The sequence below is a fragment of the Rhodopirellula sp. J20-39 genome (assembly GCF_057365095.1).
The window spans coordinates 999,948-1,021,366 of sequence record NZ_CP195123.1 but is presented as its reverse complement, the minus strand read 5'-3'; the positions used below and the strand labels follow the sequence as shown (position 1 = coordinate 1,021,366).

Sequence of the window (21,419 nt, the reverse complement as noted above, 5' to 3'; positions counted from 1 at the left end):
CGAGTGTCTAGTCCGACGTCGACATGCCAAGCTGACGCATCTTGCGGTATAAGTTCGAACGGTGCAAACCAAGCGTCGCCGCAGCCTCGGTCATGTTGCCATGACAAAGCGAGATTGCTTTCTCGATATGGGCGACCTGAAATAGCCGAGTGGCTTCGTTCAGGTTCACCTCATCGCCGTGTTCTAATTCAGTAGCGGCATGGCTCATGAGAGCATGACCACTTTTGGTCGATGAGGTTTGCAGCATTAGATCATCGGCACTAACCGACGGGCCGCTGGTTAGATAGCAAATGCGTTCGACCGTGTTTCGAAGTTCACGCACATTGCCCGGCCAGGGGTGGCTCATGATCGCCTTGCATGCGGAGCGTTCAAGCTTAGGGACGACGCGGCCAATTTTTTCACAGAAGTGCTTCAGGAAGTGTTCCGCGAGCAAAATGATGTCGTCACCACGATTGGCCAGCGGCGGCAAAGTCAACGAAACAATGTTGAGGCGGAAGAACAAATCTTCGCGGAAACGTTTCTTAGCGATCAATTCTTGCAACGGTTGATTGGTTGCCGCCAACACGCGAACGTCCACAGGAATGGGCTGCGATCCGCCAACTCGCACGACCAAGTGATCTTCCAATACCCGCAAAAGCTTAGCTTGACCGCCTGGGCTCATGTCGCCAACTTCGTCCAGAAACAGCGTCCCGCCGTGAGCCATTTCGAACTTACCCGGTCGTGCACCTGATGCATCGGTAAAAGCACCTTTCTCATGCCCAAACAGTTCGCTCTCAAGCAACGACTCAACCAGAGCCGCACAGTTCACGGCGACGAACGGTCCGTTTCGGCGATCACTTTGATAATGGATGTGTTGCGCAAGCACCTCTTTACCGGTGCCATTTTGCCCGAGAATCAAAACACTTAAATCCGTCGTCGCAACTTTACCCGCGTTCACCCGCAGGTCGCGAATCGTTTCATGCTGGCCGATCAACGGATTGGACTGCTCAGCCTGATTAATCAAGCGGTCGCGCGATCGGGTCAGTTGAATCCGTGTTCGTTGGGAATCGATGGCAGCGGTCGCGTGAACAGCGAGATCCGCCAGCGTCCGAACATCCGACTCATTGAACGCACCATTGCGGTGATCCGATTCATTCGCGTTGATGCCTTCGAAAACACCGATCACTTGCCCGCGAGCATTCCGCATGGGGACAGCGAGCAGCGAGCGTGTTTTGAAGTTTTGTGCTTGGTCGATCCGCCGGTTCACGCGGTTCCCATCGATCCCGCCGGTGGACCACCATCGAGGTTCGCCGCTTTGCAGCACCTCACCGACAATGCCTGCGTCGTCTTCGACTTCTAAGACGCCACCGACGATGCCAATCGCGGGTCGCCCGACTAATCGGCGGCGAGCTTTATCGGCAAGAAAAATCGTTGCTCGTTCGCACTGCAGCACTTCGCAAGCACACTGGGCGATCGATTCGAGCAACGCATCGTCATCGTCGAGTTGTTGCCACATCGCCGCATGCTGCAACATCGTTGTTGCCTGCCAAAGTTGCCGAGCGTTGTCCTGGCGATCCCGATGGAGAGTCAGAAACCGCCCCATGTTGACCGCGAGTGTTCGAATAATGGGCCGCGGGGCAGGCCGGCCACCAAGGGAAAGCACCAAGGCGAAATTGCGGATATCGGGCATGACATCCTGATTAGGCAATTCCGATTCAGATTGATCGGCGGTGTCAAACAAGCTGATTGCGGCGAATTCACCTCGTTCGACGACGTCATCCCGGTCGACCGCTTCACTAGCAAGGCTGTGATTCAGCGCTTCCTCTTCCGGCGTTTTTTCTTCACCCGTCCAGTAAACCGTTTCCCAGCGGCTATCCACCTGACTGATAATGCCGCAGCGGATCGCGGGTTCACCGCAATCGGACGAATCTTCGCGTTCAAGAGACTCGGCCGAAAACCCGCTTAGGAGCCCTAGCAGCAACGGCATTCGCCTTCTTAGCACCTCATGGTCAGACAATTGAGGACCAGGAGAACGCACTGAAAGCATATCGGGCAGTTGCGGAACGGAAGCGGGCAAGTGGTTCACGGATGATTGTATAGAAGTAGGGCCAAACACGGGAAATCCAAACGATCAAACGAGGATGGCTTGTTCGACTGCCGACGTGTGGCGATGATGCACGCCCAAGTCAGACAACCGACACAAGCAATTAGCTCGATTAGAAAAGGTAAAAGATGCAATTTGAAGGTAAAAAAGGGCTTATTATCGGCGTCGCGAACGATCGTTCGATCGCCTGGGCGATCGCTCAACAAATCCTGAATAATGGTGGCAGATGCGGATTCACGCACTTGCCAGACCGAGCTGACGACGAAAAACAGAAAAACCGACGCCGTGTATCAAAATTGACGGATCAATTTGATAACGCCGAGTTCCTGTTACCTATGGACGCGAATAACGACGACGACATCCGCAGCGTTTTTGAACACACCGAAAAAACGTTTGGAAAAATCGATTTCCTGCTGCATTCGATCGCATTCGCCGACCGGGAAGACCTGGGTCGTCAAACCATGCACACCTCGCGAAATGGCTTCAAAATCGCTATGGAAGCCAGCGTTTTCTCGTTGATGGCGGTCACCGCCGCTGCTGAACACGTCATGAACCCAGGCGGCTCGATTTTGACGATGACCTATTACGGCGGCGAAAAATGTGTGCCGGGCTACAACGTCATGGGCGTTTGCAAAGCCGCTTTGGATGCCGCGATGCGATACCTGGCCTTCGACATGGGCGCCCATGGTGTTCGCGTCAACGCCTTGTCAGCTGGCCCGGTCCAAACGCTCGCTGGACGAGCCGCGGGTGTCGAACGCATGCTGAAAATGTACGAGCACATGGCACCACTGGGCCGAAACGTGACTCACGAAGAAGTGGGCAAGACCGGCGCCTTCCTCTTGAGCGATGCTAGCAACGGTGTTTCGGGCGAAATCCTGCACGTTGACGGTGGCTACCACGCGATGGGAAGTCCCGGTCGCTTGCTCGATGAGATCGAAAACGCCCAAAAATCGTAGTGCGCTAGCACAAGTTGACGATGACGTTTGTCGGCTGGTGACCTCGGTATCCATCCGACCTAAGCATCAAAAGATCAGATCGTGAAACCGCACGGTTCCGCGATCTCACTCGCCAACTTGGAACGCCGCTTTCGCCGAAGTTCCGGTGACAAATGCCCTTGGTGAATACCCCACTTCGGGCAGTTGGCTTCGATAGCAAACACGCGTCTGGACTGGACCTGGTTTTTTGGAGCCGGGTTTTTTGGAGCCGGGTTTTTTGGAGCCGGGTTTTTTGGAGCCCGCTTTTTTAGTAGGCCGGGTTTCTCACTGTGAAGCGGCGCATCGCGTTTGCTAAGTACGGCGTTCTTAATACAGCGATCTGAAAAATGGCGGATGCTGGGTACTGCCGACCGGCAGTGGACCTGGCGTTGTTCCCGCTTCGGCGGCCTCAAGTGATCAAATAAGGCTGACTTTGCCCATTGGATCCAAGTGTTCCCTTTCCGGAAATTCTCGCAATGACTTCCCGACCCGCGTCCCCATCATCATCCGTTGCTCCTTATTACTGGGGGATCGATATTGGTGGAACCAGTATCAAGTGCGGTTTGGTCGATCATCACGGTCAGACGATCGAATACCAAACGATCCCCACGCTTGAAAGCGAGGGTCCACAGGCCGCTGCCAACCGGATCGCCCAAGTTATTGCCGAAAGCGAAACGCGGCACGGTGTAGTGGGCCAGGTAAACCGAATTGGATTGGGAGCCCCCGGACCGATGGATCTCCCACGCGGTTATTTTGTCGCTCCGCCACAACTGCCCTCATGGTGGGATTTTCCCATTTGCGATGCCATCAAAGAAAAGACCGGGCGTGAAATCTCGTTTCTCAATGACGCGAATGCTGCGGCCTATGGCGAATTCTGGATTGGCAGCGGAGCCAAGCAAACTTCAATGGTCTTGTTAACGCTAGGGACCGGCGTGGGCGGCGGCGTGATCGTCGAAAGCGAATTGATCAACGGCGTGAACAGTTTCGGCAGCGAGTGTGGGCACATCCTGGTCGATTCGCACCCCGACGCCCAACTTTGTGCATGGGGCGGTGGCCGCGGGCAATTAGAGGCGTATGCCTCCGCGTCGGGCGTCGCGGTTTGTACGCGTAAAAAATTGCATGATCACCCTGACAGCAGCCTATACGGCCTCTTGTCAGAACCGGAAAATCATCTGACCAGCAAACGGGTTTACGATGCGGCCGTCGAGGGCGATGCGTTCGCATTGTCGATGGTCGACGAAACGGCGAGATGGCTCGGGATCGGCGTAGCGACCTTGGTGCACGTAATCGATCCAGGAAGCGTCGTGCTTGGCGGCGCGATGAATTTCGGTGGAGCCGATTGCCCGATCGGACAACGTTTCCTGGCTGGCATTCGTGAAGAATTCCGCACCCGCACATTCCCCAATGTCTTTGAAGGTACCGAGCTGTCGTTTGCCACACTGGGTGGCGACGCCGGATATTTAGGTGCTGCTGGCTACGCCCAAAAACAAGACCAAGATCTCCGCAACCCGGACTCCAATTAACGACTTCGATGGCTAAAACCCCCACCGCCCAGATCCGCAACTTTTGCATCATCGCGCACATCGATCACGGCAAAAGCACGCTGGCGGACCGCTTGCTTGAACAAACCGGGACCGTGACAACCCGTGAGATGAAGTCTCAGTTGCTCGATGACTTAGCACTGGAACGTCAACGCGGGATCACGATCAAGGCTCGTGCAGTGGCCATGCAGTGCGAACGAGACGGCGTTACCTATCAACTGAATTTGATCGACACACCCGGTCACGTTGACTTTCAATACGAAGTCTCCCGTTCACTGGCTTGTTGCGAGGGAGCGTTGTTGCTGGTCGACGCTTTCCAAGGTGTTGAGGCGCAAACCGTCGCCAACGCGTTCGCGGCAATGGAACACGAACTGAAAATCATTCCGGTGATCAACAAGATCGACCTGACCCACGCGCGTCCTGACGAGGTCGCTGAGGAGATGATGAATTCACTGGGAACCGATCCCAATGAATGCATGCGGGTGAGCGCCAAAACCGGATTGGGCGTCGACGAACTGGTGAACGCCATCATCGACCATGTCCCGCCGCCGACCGGCGATCCCGAAGGCACACTGCAAGCGATGGTCTTCGATTCCAATTACGACGACTTCCGCGGCGCGATCACCTACATCCGCGTGATGGAAGGCACCGTGCGAAAGGGCCAAAAGATTCAGTTCCTAAGCACCGGCTCGACCCATGAAGTCGTCGAACTAGGCCAGTTCGCTCCGTCGCGAGTTGCGACCGAAGAATTAGGCGCAGGCCAAGTCGGCTACCTAATTTGCAATATCAAAAGCCTGGGCGACGTTCATATCGGCGATACCGTCAGCATAGCTGGCGATCACGCGGCCGAACCGTTACCAGGCTACGATCGGCCACGCCGTATGGTTTACTGCGGATTGTTCCCCAGCGATGGCCAAGACTTTTCAGAACTGCGAGATGCACTGGAGCGTCTGTCGGTGAACGATCCTAGCTTCGAGTTCGAACCTGAAACCAGCGATGCATTGGGCTTCGGCTTCCGCTGTGGTTTTCTCGGACTTCTGCACATGGAAATCGTGCAGCAGCGGCTCGAACAAGAGTCCGATGTGGACCTCGTCCAAACGGCCCCCAACGTGACTTATGAGATCACCAACAAGCGAGGCGAGACTCGCATGATCCACAAGCCGCAAGACGTTCCGGACCCCGGTGACATCGACGTTTTCAGACAGCCGATCGTGCGGTGCAACATCATCGTGCCGGAAGACTACATCGGTGCCGTGATCAAGCTATGCCAAGAACGCCGCGGAATCCAGAAGAACCAAGAGTACCTCGGCGCCGGCCGTGCCATGATCACTTATGACATCCCTTTGGCTGAGGTGATCTACGACCTGCACGATAAGCTGAAAAGCTGCACGCGAGGCTATGGCACCCTCGACTACGAGATGGTCGGTTTCGAAGAGGCGGATCTATGCCGACTGGATATCTTGGTTAACGGCAGCCGTGTCGATGCGTTAAGCGTGGTTTGCAACAAGGCGGATGCCGACCGCCGAGGCCGCGCGGTTGCCAAAAAGCTGAAACAAGAAATTGAGCGACATATGTTTGAGGTCGCTGTTCAGGCTGCGATCGGCAGTCGCGTGATCGCCCGCGAGACAGTGCCTGCGATGCGAAAGAACGTGACCGCGAAGTGCTACGGCGGCGATATTTCTCGAAAGAAAAAGCTGCTGCAAAAACAGAAAGAAGGCAAGAAGCGAATGAAGGCAATTGGCAGTGTTGAGATCAGCCAGAAAGCCTTCATGGCCGTACTAAGTGGTGGCGACGAGGGCTAGAAATCCCTTCTGCATCACTATCACACAAATCGCTCATCGCGTTAAAAACTGACGCGTTTCGGATGGCCGAGCCAAGGCCCCAGCGTACCGACCATCCGAATCGCAGTCATGGCGACTGCCCCGTCTCGCTAACACTGTTAGCAAGATCTGTCGCCAGAACTATTATTCGGCGCTCAAGGCGTTACACAGGATGTGCATTTTGAGCCTCGGCGGCAAAAACTGGCTAGTCTTCCCCGGTGCCGGTATTTGGTTAACCACTTTCCAGTTGGAAAAACCCCAAAACACTGCAATTTACGCAGTGGATTCAATTTCGCCAAATAGGTGCGAAAGAACCTACTTAGCCGCTTTGTGCAGCCAATTGGTTAACGACCGAACCATGACGCCGGTCGCACCCGCATCCCGATGAGGCTTGGGTGAATCTGCGAATGCCGGACCCGCGATGTCGATGTGGACCCACGGTGTGTCGCCGACAAAGTTTTCCAGGAATTTCGCGGCGGTGATGGCACCGCCCCAGCGGCCTTCCCCCACATTCTTGATGTCAGCGACTTTGCTTTTGACTTTTTCGTCGTACAGCGAAAACATTGGCAGCTTCCAAACGGGCTCATCTTCGGACTGTGCCGCTGCCGTGATGTCATCGCACAATGCGTCATCGTTCGTCATCAATCCGGCTACTTCATTACCCAGAGCGACCATGCATGCACCGGTCAGGGTCGCCAAATCAACAATCGCGGTTGGATTGTGCTGCACTGCTACGTCCAACGTATCGGCTAAGACGACTCGGCCTTCGGCGTCAGTATTCAAAATCTCAATCGTCTTGCCGCTCCGTGTTTCGATCACGTCACCCAGCTTGTAGGCGTCGCCGCTGATCATGTTTTCAGCGAGACCACAAAGACCGATCACATTTCGCTTAAGACCCGATTTTGCGATCGCTCGCATGACACCGACCACTGTCGCTGCACCGGCCATATCACATTTCATGTCGACCATGCCTTCGCTCGGCTTAATCGACAAGCCGCCCGAATCGAACGTCACGCCCTTACCAACCAACGCAATCGGTGGCTCGCTGCCACCGCCATTGTGTTTCAGGATGACCAAACGTGGAGGACTCGTCGACGCTCGCCCGACCGCCAAGATTGCACGACAGCCTTCTTTTTCAAGACGGGTTTCGTCCCAAATTTCGCAGCCTAGGCCTTCTTTCTTTGCCATCGCAGCCGCTTGGTTGGCAAACTCAGACGGGTTCATGATCGTTGGTGGTTCATTGACCAGTCGCCGAGTCAGGTTAACGGAACTGCCCAGTTGTTCGCCCGTCGCAGCAGCTTGTTCCGACACACCGATGAAGACGAACTTAGTTGGAACGTACGTACTTGGCTCACTTTGATAGAGGTGTTGCCCCTCGCAAGCGGTGATGGCGCCGACAACGAGTCCATCGTGGTTTTCCGGTTTGATCGCGGGCCCCACCAAGAACGAAACTTCTTGTCGAGGCTTCTTGCTTAGCACACGCACAACCGAAGCGGCGGCCTCGATGGTACGTCCACGTGTCAATTCCGCTGGATCACCCAGCCCCACCACAACCATCAGCGGAGTGGCCGAGTTCCCCGTCCCGACGGTTACGATCTCGCCCGTCTTGCCTTCAATTTCGGAGGACTCGATGAGCTGCTTCAAAACAGTGCTCAGCGACGAATCCAGGTCCGCCGCACGATCGACCTCGACTGCACCTGACGATGCTTGCGTCGAGAAAGCGACCAGGACACCTGACGTCGATACTTTCTGGCTGGTGGCGACTTCGGGTGCTGGAAACGGAGTGCATTCGATCATGAGTCAATCTGTGTAGAGGGAAGTTTGGGGGCGAAGATTGTATAAAGCAGGTGGCAGGTTGGGCCAAATCACCAGCGATGCTAGGCGTTCTCTTTCGCAAACGCTCGCAGCGACTTGGGCAGCGGGAACTTGACGTCTTCCTTGCGAATCTCGCGAGATTCTAACGTGGCGTCGAAGTTGTCTTGAAGCCACCCGATCGTTTCCTGAACCACCGACTCCGGTGCACTTGCCCCCGCGGTGATCAAGACCGTGTCGTCGGGTTCGAAGAGGTCTTTGCTTAAACCTTCGGAACCATCGACCAGATAAGCACGCTGCCCTTTTTCGGCTGCCAGTTCACGAAGTCGCTGGCTATTGCTACTGTTTTGGCTTCCCAACACGACGACAACATCCGCGACTTCGCCCAGCAACTTGACCGCTTCCTGGCGGTTTTGCGTGGCGTAGCAAATGTCCTCCTTGGGTGGGCTGTCGATTTCGGGGAACCGTTCTCGCAATCGTTTGATAACACGATTGGCGTCGTCCACACTGAGCGTGGTTTGCGTCAGATAGGCGAGCTTAGTTCCGGCGGGGAACTCCAAGCGGTCGACGTCTGCTTCGTCCTCGACCAACACGATTGCCTCGGGGGCTTCCCCCATCGTGCCAAGCACTTCGTCATGCCCTTCGTGGCCAATCAGAATAATCGTATGGCCAGACTTGGCGTACTTGATGGCTTCCAAGTGCACTTTGGTAACCAGCGGACACGTTGCATCGATCGCGTGCAACTTTCGCCCCTGAGCGGCCTGACGGATGGCCGGGGACACACCATGAGCGGAAAACAGCAGCACGCTGCCTTCGGGAACTTCGTCGATTGTGTTGACGAAAACGGCACCTCGCCCTTGGAACTCGTTGACCACAAATTGGTTGTGAACGATTTCATGGTAGACGTACACAGGCGGCCCGAATTTATCGAGCGTGAGACTTAGCGAATCGATCGCCATATGTACGCCAGCACAGAATCCGCGAGGGGCCGCCAGAATGATCTTCATGAAATGGTTCGAATTCGGTCGAGGAGAACAGAAACTTGGCTAATGCGTTAGAATAACCGGAGGCCAAGCAATTCGTCCAACGGCCTATCCAATAGAGCTGTTTACTGGTTCGCATTGCTTTTCTAGTTTTCAGGCTCCACCGTTTCCACTGACACGATTTCCTCGTGAATCCCGCATCCCCCAAAAGCCTCGAAGTCGACATCGCTTCCGATCTTGACTCGCCAGAAGCCGGTAAGCGGGGCGACGGTCTAGGGGCCCCCCGGCCTAATGGCGATGACAAACCGGTATCGCAAAGGCTGCAAGAATCTCGAAATCAGTGCCGAAAAATTGCGACCTCGCACTATGAGAACTTTCTGGTCGCCAGCGTGCTTTTGCCCCAGTTCATGCGTCAACCGTTCTATGACGTGTACGCGTTTTGCCGCACTGCGGACGACCTTGCCGACGAATCGGATTCCAAAGAAGCCGCCACCAAGGGGCTGGATAGCTACCGCCAGCAAATCGCTGAGATTTATTCATCCGAGCCGATTGCCAGCGATCACGACGGACGCTCGGGACTCTTCATAGCGTTGGCTGACACGATCGCCCGGTTGGATTTGCCTCGCGAACCGTTTGATGCGTTACTGGACGCGTTCGAACAAGACCAGGTCACCGACCGTTACGACGACGAACAACAATTACTGAGCTATTGCCAGCGTTCAGCCAACCCGGTCGGCCGATTGGTGTTGGCGATGGCGGGGTGCAGAGATGAACGAAGCGTTGCGTTGAGCGATCAAATTTGCACCGCATTACAACTGACTAATTTCTGGCAAGATGTCGCTCGCGATTTCCAGATGGGACGGATCTATTTGCCCAAGTCAGTCATGAACGAGCATGGATTCGGGGAAGAACTACTGAAACAAACCCTCCGCGATCGGGCCGCAACTCCGGTCGAAGTTCGCCAAGCGATCAGCGAACTGTGCGATCAATCCCGCCAACTGTTTGAACAGGGCCGCGAACTAACACGGAGAGTACCGAAGTGGCTCGCTGCGGATGTCGAATTGTTCGTCCAGGGTGGATTGGCGACACTGGACGCGATCGGACGAGCCAAGTTCGACGTGCTGCGTAGACGTGTGAAGGTCAGTAAAACTCGCCAACTGTGGATGATGACGAAAGTGCTTATGGCTAGCCGGTTTTCAAAATTGCAATTGGGTTCGGGGATCACTCAATGACCGGTTCGATGAGTCAAGAAGTCGCTATGAGCTACGCGGCGGTGCGCCGGATTGCCCGTCGCAGCGGCAGTAGCTTTTACCGTTCGTTTTGGTTGCTACCCAAAAACCAACGTGACGCGATGTCCGCCTTGTATGCGTTCGCCAGAATCACGGACGACCTAGGTGATTGCGACGAGCCGGTCAGCATTCGGCGGCACTGGCTAGGCCTTTGGCGACAGGCTACAGCGATGAGCTTGTTGGGGGATCCCGATCAGCCAATCCGGTTAGCGCAAGCGATTGAAGAACTTTCAGACCCCAATTGCGAGCATCTGATCCGACACGCATCCAACATCATGCCAGCGCTGCGTCATGCTTCGGATCGATATTCAATTCCGTCGCGGTACCTGCTTGAAATCGTTGACGGAGTCCTAGCGGATCAGCAAAAGAATCGGTTCGACACATTCGAACAACTGGAACATTACTGCTATCTGGTTGCGTCCGCGGTCGGGATCGCTTGCTTGCATATATGGGGATTTCGATCACCGTTGCCGATGCAGGCGGCGGTGGACTGCGGTCTCGCGTTTCAATTGACTAACATCCTGCGAGATGTCACCGAAGACGCACAGCGGGGTCGGATCTATTTGCCGCGTCAACACTACGAACAACACGGCCTCGATGAGGACGATTTATTGCATCCTCGCCGTGATGCAAGATTACGGTGTTTGATTATTGATGAAACACGTCGCGCGGCCGAACTGTTTGATTCTGGATGGCAAGTATGGGACTCACTGGAGGCCCCTGGGCGACCGATGTTTAGCATGATTTGGCGTTCGTATCGCACGCTGCTGCGACGCATAGCAGAAGACCCTGACGCGATCGTCAATCGCCGCGTTTCACTGGGAATGCGAGAGCGATTGGGGATTGTTTCAAGTCATTTTGTCAAACCGCTCTATCGCCGCCTGCCCGTGCCTCCACTGGAACTGGGCCAGGGTCAACAACCGATGAGCCATTCGTGAACACGGATGGTAAGACCGCGAACCGAAACCACACGCCCCCGACCGCACGACGAATGCGAGTGGTTATCGTTGGCGGTGGCATCGCCGGCATGTCGGCCGCGTGGTCGCTCGCTTCACACGCTCGAAACCTTGATGTCACGGTTCTTGAATCGCGGCGAAACTATGGTGGCCGTGCGGGCTCGTTTGTCGATCCAGCCACATCCGAAACGGTCGACTATTGCCAACACGTGGCGATGGGATGCTGCACCAACCTGCTGGATTGGCTAAGCCAGACGGGGACCTTGGAACACTTCACGTGCTATCCCGATTTGCAGTTCTACTGCGCCGGCAATGGGCTCTCTACATTTCGGCCCAACTTGCGGTTACCCGCGCCGTTTCATCTCCACCAAGCGTTGTCGGGATTGAAGTACCTAAGCCGGCAAGAGAAGTCGCGAATCCGCATGGGGCTCTTTCGCCTGATGCGAACACCTGAGCAAGCCCTTACCAACACCACGGCAGCAGACTGGCTCGCTGGACAGAACCAAACCCAACCAGTTCGCGAAAAGTTCTGGGACGTGATCCTCGTCAGTGCACTCGGCGATGTGCCCGAAAGGGTCTCCATGGCCGCCGCTCGAAAGGTCCTCATTGATGGTTTTGCTGGTGCTCATCACGCCAGTGACGTTTGGGTGCCCCGTCGACCACTTGCCGAAATCTTTGGAGACAAGATGCCGGAAGTTTTGGCCAGCGTGGGCAAAGAAAACGATGTCCAAGTAACACTAAAAACCGGCGTTACGGTGGAATCGCTGGTCCCCGATAAGGAAAAGAACACCGTCGACGTTCGACTGGGAAAGGGCGATCATTTCCACGCCGACCACGTCATCCTCGCCACGGCATGGCGCCCCGCAAGCCGTTTACTCGAATCAATTGACTCAGCTCCGTGTCCGCTCGCTTCGCGATGGCAAACTAGCACGGCCAAATTTCTTCATTCAGTGCAATCATCACCTATTACGGGCATTCATCTTTGGTTCGATCAACCTTTGACCACTCATGCCCAGGTGGCGATGGTGGGTACAACGGCTCAGTGGTTGTTTCGCCAACCTATCCTGCCGCAGCATGATTCGACAAATGCCGAATCGGGACGAAACGGTGTCTACCATCAAGTTGTCATTAGTGGGCAACATGCCTTGCAAGACGCCCCCAAAGAGAAACTGGTGGATGCCGTCTGCGATGAATTGGGAGTGGCATTTCCCAACACATTCCAGGGGAACCACCCAGCCCAATTATTGCGATACCGTGTTGTGTCGGACCCGAACGCGGTCTACAGCGTAAGCCCCGAGTTCCAAGCATCGCGACCGACGTCGAAAACGCCGCTACCCTGGCTATCGCTGGCTGGTGACTATGTGCAAACCGGATGGCCGGCAACCATGGAAGGTGCCGTGATCAGCGGGCGTCTCGCCGCACAATCTTGCCTTGCAGAAATACAGCCAACCACCAATCAGGTGCAATCGTTGGTTACGCCAGGGTTGCGGCGTGGAAAGATTGCTCAATGGTGCATTGCCAACTAGCTGCTGGAGCGACCCAGGATGCGTCCGCCGATTTAAACACGGCCATCCCAGCAACAAAACGGCACGGCTTGTCAAAACGATTGAAATATTCCAACCTTCGATCCTCTTTCGCACGCGCGTGGTCACCCGCGGGAACGCATGCTGATTAGCCCCATTCACGCTATCGATTTGGATTCATGAGTCAACTTATCATCAGTGTCAGCGGACTCCGCGGGATCGTCGGTCAAACCTTGACACCGGATATCGCCTGTCGCTTCGTGGCCAGCTTTGCGGCTTCCGCTCTTCCGGGGCCGATCGTCATTGGACGCGATGGACGCACCACCGGCCCGATGCTTCGCGATGCGATCGTGGCGGGCTTAGCAGCATGTGGACGCGACTGCATTGACGCCGACGTCGCGGCGACGCCGACGATTGGGGTGCTTGTTCGCGAAAGCGGTGCAGCGGGCGGGGTGCAAATTTCGGCCAGTCACAATCCGCCGCCCTACAACGGAATCAAACTGTTTGGCGCCGATGGGCGAGTGCTGGATGCCGTGTCCGGCGCCAAAATCCGCGATGGATTCCTCAATGGACAAGCCGGATGGTGTGAATTCGATAAGGTCGGAACCGTCCGGCAGGCCGAGGATCCACACACGCCTCACCTCAACAAAGTTCTCGCCACGATCGACGTCGATGCGGTTCGAAAGCTCGGCTTCGACGTCCTTCTGGATAGCAACCACGGGGCCGGCGGGGTGCTAGGCGTGCGACTGTTGGAAGCGTTGGGATGTCACGTTGAGGCCGTTGGAGTGGAACCGACCGGACATTTCGCTCACGTTCCCGAACCCACCGCCGACAATCTGACCGAAATCGCGGCCCGCGTCGCGGAAGGGAACTGCGCGGTCGGATTCTGCCAAGATCCCGACGCCGATCGCCTCGCTTTGATCGATGAAAACGGCCGCTACATCGGCGAAGAAGCCACACTGGCCCTCTGCGTTCGCCGAGCCATGGAAGTAGGCCGCACCGACGGGCCGATTGTGATCAACGGAGCGACCAGTTCGATGAGCACGCTGGTCGCTAAATCGTTTGGCGTCGAGACTTTCCGCAGTTCGGTGGGGGAGGCAAACGTGGCCGACATGATGATCGCCCGCTCAGCCGCCTACGGTGGCGAAGGAAACGGCGGCCCGATTGACCCTAGCGTTGGCTATGTCCGCGACAGCTTTGTCGGAATGGCCCAAGTCCTCGATTTGATGGCACGAACCGGTAAAACCCTTGGCCAATTGGCCGACGAATTGCCTGTCCAGCACATTTACAAAGACAAAGCCACGGTGGCGGCGGACCGATTGCCAGCATTATTTGAAAAATTAACAGCCCACTTTCAGGACGCGGACGCGGATACTGGAGACGGTTTGCGACTTCAGTGGCCGGATGCATGGCTATTGGTGCGAGGAAGCAACACGGAACCGATCATTCGTATGATCGCGGAAGCCGAAACGGTCGAAAAAGCAAAAAAACTTTGCGACCAAGCACGGAATTTGCTGGGGTAGGCGTCAGCTCCTTAGGCGAAGCTACGGTGCCTCGCCGACCGCGTTACCCTGGGGGTACTGCGTTTACGTCATGTCCCTTGAGTTGATTGCTGGCTAAGCTGAATTCCATGACAACGCTGAATCCCACCACTCCCCAGGCCGAATATCGCATCGTCCACCGGACTTCGTATCAGTACAGCGAACCGGTGGCTTTGTGCCAAAATCAGCTACGAATGCGTCCCCGCAACCTTCCGCATCTCACCTGCCACGCATGTGAAGTGGAAATCACCCCGACGCCGACGTCGGCCGACACGCACCCGGATTATTACGGCAATGTGGTCGATTCTTTCTCGATCGAAGCCCTCCATCGCTCCCTCGAAGTGATCGTGCGCAGTCACGTGACCGTTTTCGGAACCGATACAGCGATCTTGGCTGGTGCGGCTGATTGGGGCCGGTTGGCCGAGCAGGTGCGTCGCGGTGATAATCCCGAGGATTGGCGGGCACGCGAATTCACCTTCGATTCCGCCCGAATCCCTCGCAGCGCACAATTCGAACAATACGCTCGCCAGGTCATGCAGCCGGGCATGTCGGTGATCGACGCGGTGAACGCGCTGACCCGTCACATCCATCAAGATTTTCGGTACGACGGCACCGCGACAGACGTCAACACCTCAACGACGTCCGCGTTTGAGATGAAAGCAGGGGTGTGCCAAGATTTTGCCCATGTGCAGATCGCTTGCCTGCGTAGTCTGGGACTACCGGCTCGTTATGTCAGTGGCTATTTGCGAACGTTTCCGCCGCCCGGCAAGCCGCGTTTGGTGGGTTGCGATGAATCTCACGCCTGGATCAGTGTCTACGCGGGAAGTGGTATCGGCTGGGTCGATTTTGACCCCACCAATGCAGTTCGAACAGGAACTGACCATATTCCGATTTGCCATGGACGTGATTATGACGACATTAGTCCCATGCGAGGAATCGTCTTGGGTGGCGGCTCAACGGCATTAAAGGTTAGTGTAGATGTCGCCCCAGTTGAAAAGCTGTCCCAGACCGCAACGCAGTCTCAAGTTCAGGTCTAGGGCGAGACAGGCCCAAGGCTTAACAAGCCAACCCACCTGAGTCGGTTTGGCGCGAGACGCCATGCCTCCTCACCCCCCGAAAACCGCTCCCTTGTCGGGTCCGGTTCATCCGCAGCTCGAAAAAACCTTCCATTCCCTTGCCCAGAAGGCCTTGTCTTCCTAGGGGTGGGTCGAGTACGCTCTGCGATTCAATTTTTTTGATGCCTCCCCGAGAAGAAGTGACCCCCCGTGGCTGTTCAGCGAACCTACATGGCCAAGCCTGGCGAAGTCCAAAAGCAATGGCACGTTGTCGATGCTTCGGACGAAGTACTGGGCCGTTTGGCCGGCGATATTGCCGTAATTCTGATGGGCAAACATCGCCCCGAATACACTCCGCACGTCGATTGCGGTGATTTTGTTGTCGTGACCAACGTCGACAAGATTGCGATGACCGGCAATAAAATGAATGACAGGCACTACACGTGGTACACAGGTCACCCTGGGTTGCGTCTAGAAAGCTACCAAGATCGTCAGGATCGTAAGCCTGAAGACTTGTTGCTTCACGCCGTTCGGCGGATGCTTCCAAAGAACAAACTCGCTCGCCACATGCTGAGCAAACTGAAAATGTACGCCGGCCCGGAACACCCTCACACGGCACAACAGCCGGTTGAGTTGGTCCGCAAGAGCAAGAAAGTTCACGCTTAAGGTATTCGTCCCATGATGGCAGTAAAAAAAGACAAGATTAATGGTGACGCCCTGGGAACAGGTCGTCGTAAGTCCAGTGTTGCTCGCGTCCGCGTCCGTCCCGGCAGTGGCAACATCACCGTCAACGGCAAGCCGTTGAAGGAATACTTCGTTAACGATCAAGACCAGTACTCGATCGTGCAAACATTAGAAGCAGCAGGCCTGGCGGATCAGCTTGATGTTTTGGTCCGAGTCTCCGGTGGCGGAACAACCGGACAAAGTGGTGCCGTTCGCATGGGCTTGGCCCGGGCACTTTGCAGCCACGATGAAGCGCTGCATGATCCTATGCGAGAAGGCAGCTTCCTGACGCGGGATTCCCGCATGAAGGAACGAAAGAAACCTGGTCTGCGCGGTGCTCGCCGTGGCGTCCAGTTCAGCAAACGATAAACAGGTTCAAGTTTTGAGTAAGAAAGAGGAAGCATTCGAAGTCGAAGGCACCGTCACACAGGCGTTGGCTAACACGCGATTTCGCGTCCAACTAGAAACCGGCAACGATGTCTTAGCGCACGTTGCCGGACGAATGCGAAAGCACTTCATCCGTATCGTTCCAGGCGACAAAGTTCGCGTGGAATTGTCTCCTTACGATTTGACCAAAGGTCGCATCGTCTATCGAGAACGTTAGGGCTTCCAATTCGGTGCCGAGCCATTTCGATGAGCTCGGCATCAATTTCTTGCACCTTTTCAACATCAATCATTTACTCCTTTTGGGCAACTAAACGTGGCTAAACCACACCGAAAGCTTAAGAAAGCCAACCACGGGGCTCGCCCCGCCAATGCGAAGGCACGTAAGGCCAAGCGAAAGAAACTTAAGACCTAATCAGTGGTTAAGAGCGACTTCATCATCGACCCCAGCCTGCTGGATTTTGATAACCCGATCGCCGATATTGAAGCGATCCGGAAGTTCAATCCCCAGCGGCATGAGATGGAACAACTGACTGCGATTCTGCATGAGGATCGCGAGATCAATGCCTGCGCGGCATATAAAGAGATCACAGACAAGGAATTTTGGGTTCGCGGCCATATGCCCGGCATGCCCTTAATGCCCGGTGTTGTGATGCTCGAAGCGGTTGCGCAGCTATCGAGTTACTTCACTCAAAAACACGATTTGCTCGGAGCCGCAATGGTTGGCTTCGGCGGAGTCGACGAAGTTCGGTTCCGTGGTGTCGTTGTGCCTGGCGATCGATTGATCGTGATGGTGCGACTGGACAAAGCTCGTCGTGGACGCATGATCGTGGCCAGCTTCCAAGGAGTTGTGAACAACAACATCGTGCTGGAAGGGTGCCTTCGAGGGATTCCGATCCCAATCGAAGCCGTCACCAGCCAACTTGCCGGCTCACCCAAATCCCATGCAGCGAAGTAAGCGTTCTCTTTCGAGGGACCGCACTTCTATCTCAACGGTTAGCCTGGGAATGCATCTGCAATTCCAGCGGCCCACCAGTTTCAGCGGCCAGCCAACGCCATTGGTCCACCAACTCTTTTGAGTTAAGCGACGCCAGTTGGAATGACCATGGGGCGTCCGTTGACGGGATGTGGGACCACAGTGACTTCGATCCCATAGGCCTGCTGAATCAACTCAGCGGTCAACACGGTTTGGCAATCTCCAAAAGCCAGAATGCCGCCGTGGCTGATCAGTGCGACACGATCGGCGAAGGTGGCTGTTTGCTGTAAATCGTGCAGCGACAATACCACGATCAACTCCTGGGACCGAGCCAGTTCGCGTATTGTCCCAAGACACTCGTACTGATGCCGCAGGTCCAGTCCACTGGTGGGTTCGTCCAACAACAAGACAGAGGCGTCCTGCGCCAGCGAGCGTGCAAGAATCGTCCGCTGCCATTGCCCGCCAGACAGAGTCGTGACCGCGCGACTTGCGATCGATTCCAAATCCATCGATGCGATCGCCTGGTCGACACGAATCTCATCGGCATCATCCAGCGGCACCCACCAACCGCGATGGGCCGAACGGCCGAGACGCACCACGTCGCGAACCGACAATGGCGTTTGCCGCAGTTCCGATTGAGGCATCAGTGCTAATTGCCGTGCAATAGCGCACCGCGCCATCGCGTTCATCGGGCGATCATTTAGCAGCACCTCGCCGGCGGTGGGCTGAAGCTGCCCGGCCAACGTCCGCAGCAGCGTTGTCTTGCCCGCACCGTTGGCTCCTAGCAACACGGTCACTTCACCCCGCTGCGGCTCAAAGAAAAGCTCCTTGAAGACCGGCGGATCTTTCGCATAAGCGAACGAGATCGATTTGGCTGACAAACGAGTCATGTGACCACGCCCAACCCGGCGTCACGACGCTGGCTTCGAAACAGCAACCAAAGGAAAAACGGACATCCCAAGATGGCGGTCACGATTCCAACGGGAAGCTCGACCGGTGCGATTACCGTTCGAGCAATCGCATCAGCGATCAGCATCATCGCCGCTCCGATGCACACACTCATGGGGATTAGCACTGCATGCCTCGGCCCGACCAAAGTCCGGGCAAGGTGCGGCGCGATCAGCCCAACGAATCCAATAACCCCCGATGCTGCCACCGCTCCCGCGGTCGCCAAACTGGACGCCACGATAACCGACCAACGGAACCACCTCAGGTCCAAACCTAGCGAAAGCGAGGCGGTATCCCCCAACGAATAGGCGTCTAGCTGGCGGGACATCGCCCCCATCGCCAAGACACCCACTCCGCCCACAACAGCCGCCATCATCGCAGTTCCCCAGTGGCTGCCCGCAAGAGACCCCATCAACCACGACATGATCACGATCGCCTTTTGATCGAACAAAAACATCAGTGCCGACACAATGGCGTTAACCAGGCTACCGATGACCACCCCCGCCAAAAGCAATGAGGTGGTCGAAATGGATTGCGACAACGAGCCGATCGCGAGCACGACCATGACAACGCAAAGCGATCCGATGATCGCTGCTAAAGTCGTCGCCCCCAACGACACAAACGAGAACTGCAGTCCGGCCACGATTGCAATCGCGACTCCCAAAGCGGCACCGCTAGATGCACCGATCACATAAGGCTCGGCAAGCGGATTGCGAAACAGGCTTTGAAACCCGACCCCGGCAGCGGCCAACGCACCACCGACTATCATGCCCGCAAACATTCTGGGCAAACGAAGTTCTACCAAGATCGTTCGCTCAACAGGATCGAGCGGCGTTTGGCCGGTCAAAAAAGACACCACCGTTTGAAACGAAATCGATGTCGCACCGCAAAGACTGCTGCCGATCGCCACCAGCACTAAGCCGCCAAACGCGATTGCGATGCGAGTGGTATTCGAAGTCACCGAGCCACGTCCTGGGGCGAGACTTCGGGATAGGCCGCTAGGATGACTTCCGCTAACGCATCGAGAAGCCGAGGCCCGCATCGCGATACTTCGTCGCCGGACAACAAGTGGACACGCTGGTTGCGCACCGCCGCGACTTGATCCCATCCGGGACGAGCCTCAATCGATTCCATGTCTAATTCAGAAAAGTCCGTCGTCGGCGCGAGAATCAAATCAGGATTTCCCCTCAAAACCGTTTCCGCACTGATCCGTGGATAACGAGTCGAGGAGTCCGGCAGGATGTTTTGCAGCCCCGCCAAACGCAGGATTTCGCCGATAAATGAATCCGGACCTGCCGACATCAATGGGTCGCTCCAGACCTCATAAAACACCTTCAGTTTGGGCCGTTTCTGACCATCGTCCGACTCTCGTGCTGAATCGACGACAGCAACCAAGTGATCCCGTCTCGCTTCCATTGATTCAACAAAGCGTTCGGCCTCGGCTTCGCGCCCCGTCATCTTGCCAAGCCAGCGTGCCTCTTCGAAAAGTTCGGAAAGACTCTGGGCACCGACGGCCATCGAACGCACATTCAAACGATCCAGCGAATCCACCAGCGGGGCATGGGCGTCCCACTTGCACAGGACCAGATCCGGCTGGGTGGCGATAATCGCTTCCGTACTAAGGCTTTCCATAATCCCGCCACCGACCCGCGGTATCGCGAGCGCCGCTTCGGGGTAATCACAATACTGGGTTGCACCGACAAGAAGCGGGCCCAGATCTAACGCAAAAAGCAATTCCGTCGTTTCAGGCGACAAACTCACAATCCGGGTCGCCTTCGGTTCCGCATCAACCACCCGGTCGAGCCGGTCCGTGATTGTGGCCGAACCGCTCGGTGTTTGGTGTACTGCCGAAAATGTCGTCGTCTTAGCTGTTGCTGGCTCAGCATCAATTGGCGAGGACCGTTCGCAGCCTCCCCAAAGGCATACCATCGCGATCAGCACACCACACGACCGAAGCCGAAAAGCCAAGCGACCGCGTTGATTGACTGGGCTCGCCGAGAGACCTTCGGGCATCGATTGCTTTCGTAAGTGGGGAATGGGCGGAGTCGAACGTGGGACGCCGGTGTCACAGGCTACCAGCGACTGCTCTTCAGCGAGTCTTTTTGCCAGCTGATCAAAGCATCTATTTTCCGGCGGCGGGCTGGATCGTACCAAACAAGCTTCCGCCTTTTTCATCGTGCTGCCAGGTGCCCGCGTACCGATTCTGATGGATCAGAACCCGCGACGAGAATGTTCCCAAGCCCGGGATCCAAACGGAATCGAGAGTAATCACCGGAGTCGCCCCCGCCCATAGGATTCTGAGATCCATCGGGAATTCGCCGTCCACGTTCCCGTAGCGAATCTTGACTTTCAAACGGTACAAGTCCTTGCCGTCGATCGGCTCGCACGAGCTGATCGTGTAGGACTCCGTCTTCAACTGGGGCTGCTTTGAATCAGTATCCTTCGGCTTGGCACCCTGATCGCTAGCACCTCGATCACTGGAAAATTGCCCCGTAAAAGTCGCTCCCGTCAGGTAGCGAGCGATTCGGGTTTGCCGCGAGGGCTCCTCATCTTCACCAGCGTCGGGTGAACCAGCCTGACCTTCCGCGTCGGTTGCCGGGGCCTCAATGGGGTCGGCAGTCGATCCATCCGCCCCACGCTCGTCTGCCAAAATACGGACCGGAACCCCGAGGGACGAAACGCTTGTCAGGGCGAAGCAGGCGGACAACAAGTAGGCGGGCCAGGCGGATCGAATTGAAATTTGCATCTTTTGTCTACCGGTGGGAAGTAGCGACGGGACGTTGAGGCTGATACAACGCCCGTTATGACAGT

20 protein-coding genes are annotated in these 21,419 nt (G+C 56.1%); 13 read left to right on the top strand and 7 right to left on the bottom strand.

The window, feature by feature from the left end; genetic code table 11:
• Window positions 1-7: 7 nt before the first annotated feature.
• Window positions 8-2,026 carry a sigma-54 interaction domain-containing protein gene (locus tag ACR3ZL_RS03515; RefSeq protein ID WP_473653412.1) on the bottom strand — a complete coding sequence of 673 codons (2,019 nt, stop codon included), beginning with the start codon at window positions 2,024-2,026 and terminating at the stop codon, window positions 8-10.
• Window positions 2,027-2,211: 185 nt separating this feature from the next.
• On the opposite strand from ACR3ZL_RS03515, the gene ACR3ZL_RS03510 reads away from it, so the two are divergent.
• The 3 genes from ACR3ZL_RS03510 (at window position 2,212) to lepA (ending at window position 6,400) form a co-directional block, all read left to right on the top strand.
• A complete protein-coding gene (locus tag ACR3ZL_RS03510; protein ID WP_486173209.1) occupies window positions 2,212-3,039 on the top strand; it encodes an enoyl-ACP reductase FabI in 828 nt (275 codons plus the stop codon).
• Between the two features lie 494 nt (window positions 3,040-3,533).
• Window positions 3,534-4,580, top strand: a complete 1,047-nt coding sequence (locus ACR3ZL_RS03505) for an ROK family protein (protein WP_473649274.1) — start codon at window positions 3,534-3,536, stop codon at window positions 4,578-4,580.
• Between the two features lie 8 nt (window positions 4,581-4,588).
• Window positions 4,589-6,400 (top strand): translation elongation factor 4, encoded by a 1,812-nt coding sequence (gene lepA / locus ACR3ZL_RS03500; RefSeq protein ID WP_473649275.1) that lies wholly within the window; start codon window positions 4,589-4,591, stop codon window positions 6,398-6,400.
• Window positions 6,401-6,733: 333 nt separating this feature from the next.
• On the opposite strand, the gene ACR3ZL_RS03495 is transcribed toward lepA, so the two are convergent.
• Window positions 6,734-8,215, bottom strand: a complete 1,482-nt coding sequence (locus ACR3ZL_RS03495; RefSeq protein ID WP_486173208.1) for a leucyl aminopeptidase — start codon at window positions 8,213-8,215, stop codon at window positions 6,734-6,736.
• 80 nt (window positions 8,216-8,295) lie between these two features.
• Complete coding sequence (gene ispH, locus ACR3ZL_RS03490) at window positions 8,296-9,237, bottom strand: 4-hydroxy-3-methylbut-2-enyl diphosphate reductase (RefSeq protein WP_473649277.1); 942 nt, start codon at window positions 9,235-9,237, stop codon at window positions 8,296-8,298.
• Window positions 9,238-9,401: 164 nt separating this feature from the next.
• Here ispH and hpnC point away from each other — a divergent pair, with 164 nt between their 5' ends.
• From hpnC to ACR3ZL_RS03440, 10 genes are all read left to right on the top strand, one after another.
• Window positions 9,402-10,445: a squalene synthase HpnC gene (gene hpnC / locus ACR3ZL_RS03485; protein ID WP_473649278.1), complete on the top strand. Its 1,044-nt coding sequence runs from the start codon at window positions 9,402-9,404 to the stop codon at window positions 10,443-10,445.
• Window positions 10,446-10,453: 8 nt separating this feature from the next.
• Window positions 10,454-11,440, top strand: a complete 987-nt coding sequence (locus ACR3ZL_RS03480; protein ID WP_473649279.1) for a phytoene/squalene synthase family protein — start codon at window positions 10,454-10,456, stop codon at window positions 11,438-11,440.
• Window positions 11,437-12,984 (top strand): hydroxysqualene dehydroxylase HpnE, encoded by a 1,548-nt coding sequence (gene hpnE / locus ACR3ZL_RS03475; RefSeq protein ID WP_473649280.1) that lies wholly within the window; start codon window positions 11,437-11,439, stop codon window positions 12,982-12,984. The genes ACR3ZL_RS03480 and hpnE overlap by 4 nt, the downstream gene beginning before the upstream one ends.
• A gap of 176 nt (window positions 12,985-13,160) precedes the next feature.
• Entirely contained in the window at window positions 13,161-14,504 is a 1,344-nt protein-coding gene (gene glmM / locus ACR3ZL_RS03470) for a phosphoglucosamine mutase (protein WP_473649281.1), read from the top strand.
• A 107-nt stretch (window positions 14,505-14,611) separates the two neighbouring features.
• On the top strand, window positions 14,612-15,559 hold the full coding sequence (locus ACR3ZL_RS03465; protein ID WP_473649282.1) for a transglutaminase family protein: 948 nt from the start codon (window positions 14,612-14,614) through the stop codon (window positions 15,557-15,559).
• A 228-nt stretch (window positions 15,560-15,787) separates the two neighbouring features.
• On the top strand, window positions 15,788-16,243 hold the full coding sequence (gene rplM, locus ACR3ZL_RS03460) for a 50S ribosomal protein L13 (protein WP_473649283.1): 456 nt from the start codon (window positions 15,788-15,790) through the stop codon (window positions 16,241-16,243).
• Window positions 16,244-16,255: 12 nt separating this feature from the next.
• Window positions 16,256-16,669 (top strand): 30S ribosomal protein S9, encoded by a 414-nt coding sequence (gene rpsI, locus ACR3ZL_RS03455; RefSeq protein ID WP_473649284.1) that lies wholly within the window; start codon window positions 16,256-16,258, stop codon window positions 16,667-16,669.
• Window positions 16,670-16,682: 13 nt separating this feature from the next.
• Window positions 16,683-16,904 (top strand): translation initiation factor IF-1, encoded by a 222-nt coding sequence (infA, locus tag ACR3ZL_RS03450; protein WP_008681989.1) that lies wholly within the window; start codon window positions 16,683-16,685, stop codon window positions 16,902-16,904.
• 96 nt (window positions 16,905-17,000) lie between these two features.
• On the top strand, window positions 17,001-17,099 hold the full coding sequence (locus ACR3ZL_RS03445) for a 50S ribosomal protein bL37 (RefSeq protein WP_404305021.1): 99 nt from the start codon (window positions 17,001-17,003) through the stop codon (window positions 17,097-17,099).
• A 3-nt stretch (window positions 17,100-17,102) separates the two neighbouring features.
• Entirely contained in the window at window positions 17,103-17,642 is a 540-nt protein-coding gene (locus ACR3ZL_RS03440; RefSeq protein WP_473649285.1) for a 3-hydroxyacyl-ACP dehydratase FabZ family protein, read from the top strand.
• 122 nt (window positions 17,643-17,764) lie between these two features.
• Here the strand turns inward: ACR3ZL_RS03440 and ACR3ZL_RS03435 are convergent, their stop codons facing one another.
• From ACR3ZL_RS03435 to ACR3ZL_RS03420, 4 genes are all read right to left on the bottom strand, one after another.
• Window positions 17,765-18,550 (bottom strand): ABC transporter ATP-binding protein, encoded by a 786-nt coding sequence (locus ACR3ZL_RS03435; protein ID WP_486173207.1) that lies wholly within the window; start codon window positions 18,548-18,550, stop codon window positions 17,765-17,767.
• Window positions 18,547-19,569, bottom strand: coding sequence for a FecCD family ABC transporter permease (locus tag ACR3ZL_RS03430; protein WP_473649288.1), 1,023 nt, complete (start codon window positions 19,567-19,569; stop codon window positions 18,547-18,549). The genes ACR3ZL_RS03435 and ACR3ZL_RS03430 overlap by 4 nt, the downstream gene beginning before the upstream one ends.
• Window positions 19,566-20,621, bottom strand: coding sequence for an ABC transporter substrate-binding protein (locus tag ACR3ZL_RS03425; RefSeq protein ID WP_473649289.1), 1,056 nt, complete (start codon window positions 20,619-20,621; stop codon window positions 19,566-19,568). The genes ACR3ZL_RS03430 and ACR3ZL_RS03425 overlap by 4 nt, the downstream gene beginning before the upstream one ends.
• A 109-nt stretch (window positions 20,622-20,730) precedes the next feature.
• Complete coding sequence (locus tag ACR3ZL_RS03420) at window positions 20,731-21,354, bottom strand: hypothetical protein (protein WP_473649290.1); 624 nt, start codon at window positions 21,352-21,354, stop codon at window positions 20,731-20,733.
• Window positions 21,355-21,419: the final 65 nt, after the last annotated feature.

Bases quoted from the DNA above. Each gene is read 5' to 3' on its own strand.
- ACR3ZL_RS03515 (WP_473653412.1), bottom strand. From the start codon at position 2,026: ATGCTTTCAGTGCGTTCTCCTGGTCCTCAATTGTCTGACCATGAGGTG.
- ACR3ZL_RS03510 (WP_486173209.1), top strand. From the start codon at position 2,212: ATGCAATTTGAAGGTAAAAAAGGGCTTATTATCGGCGTCGCGAACGAT.
- ACR3ZL_RS03505 (WP_473649274.1), top strand. From the start codon at position 3,534: ATGACTTCCCGACCCGCGTCCCCATCATCATCCGTTGCTCCTTATTAC.
- lepA (WP_473649275.1), top strand. From the start codon at position 4,589: ATGGCTAAAACCCCCACCGCCCAGATCCGCAACTTTTGCATCATCGCG.
- ACR3ZL_RS03495 (WP_486173208.1), bottom strand. From the start codon at position 8,215: ATGATCGAATGCACTCCGTTTCCAGCACCCGAAGTCGCCACCAGCCAG.
- ispH (WP_473649277.1), bottom strand. From the start codon at position 9,237: ATGAAGATCATTCTGGCGGCCCCTCGCGGATTCTGTGCTGGCGTACAT.
- ACR3ZL_RS03480 (WP_473649279.1), top strand. From the start codon at position 10,454: ATGAGTCAAGAAGTCGCTATGAGCTACGCGGCGGTGCGCCGGATTGCC.
- glmM (WP_473649281.1), top strand. From the start codon at position 13,161: ATGAGTCAACTTATCATCAGTGTCAGCGGACTCCGCGGGATCGTCGGT.
- ACR3ZL_RS03465 (WP_473649282.1), top strand. From the start codon at position 14,612: ATGACAACGCTGAATCCCACCACTCCCCAGGCCGAATATCGCATCGTC.
- rpsI (WP_473649284.1), top strand. From the start codon at position 16,256: ATGATGGCAGTAAAAAAAGACAAGATTAATGGTGACGCCCTGGGAACA.
- ACR3ZL_RS03435 (WP_486173207.1), bottom strand. From the start codon at position 18,550: ATGACTCGTTTGTCAGCCAAATCGATCTCGTTCGCTTATGCGAAAGAT.
- ACR3ZL_RS03425 (WP_473649289.1), bottom strand. From the start codon at position 20,621: ATGCCCGAAGGTCTCTCGGCGAGCCCAGTCAATCAACGCGGTCGCTTG.
- ACR3ZL_RS03420 (WP_473649290.1), bottom strand. From the start codon at position 21,354: ATGCAAATTTCAATTCGATCCGCCTGGCCCGCCTACTTGTTGTCCGCC.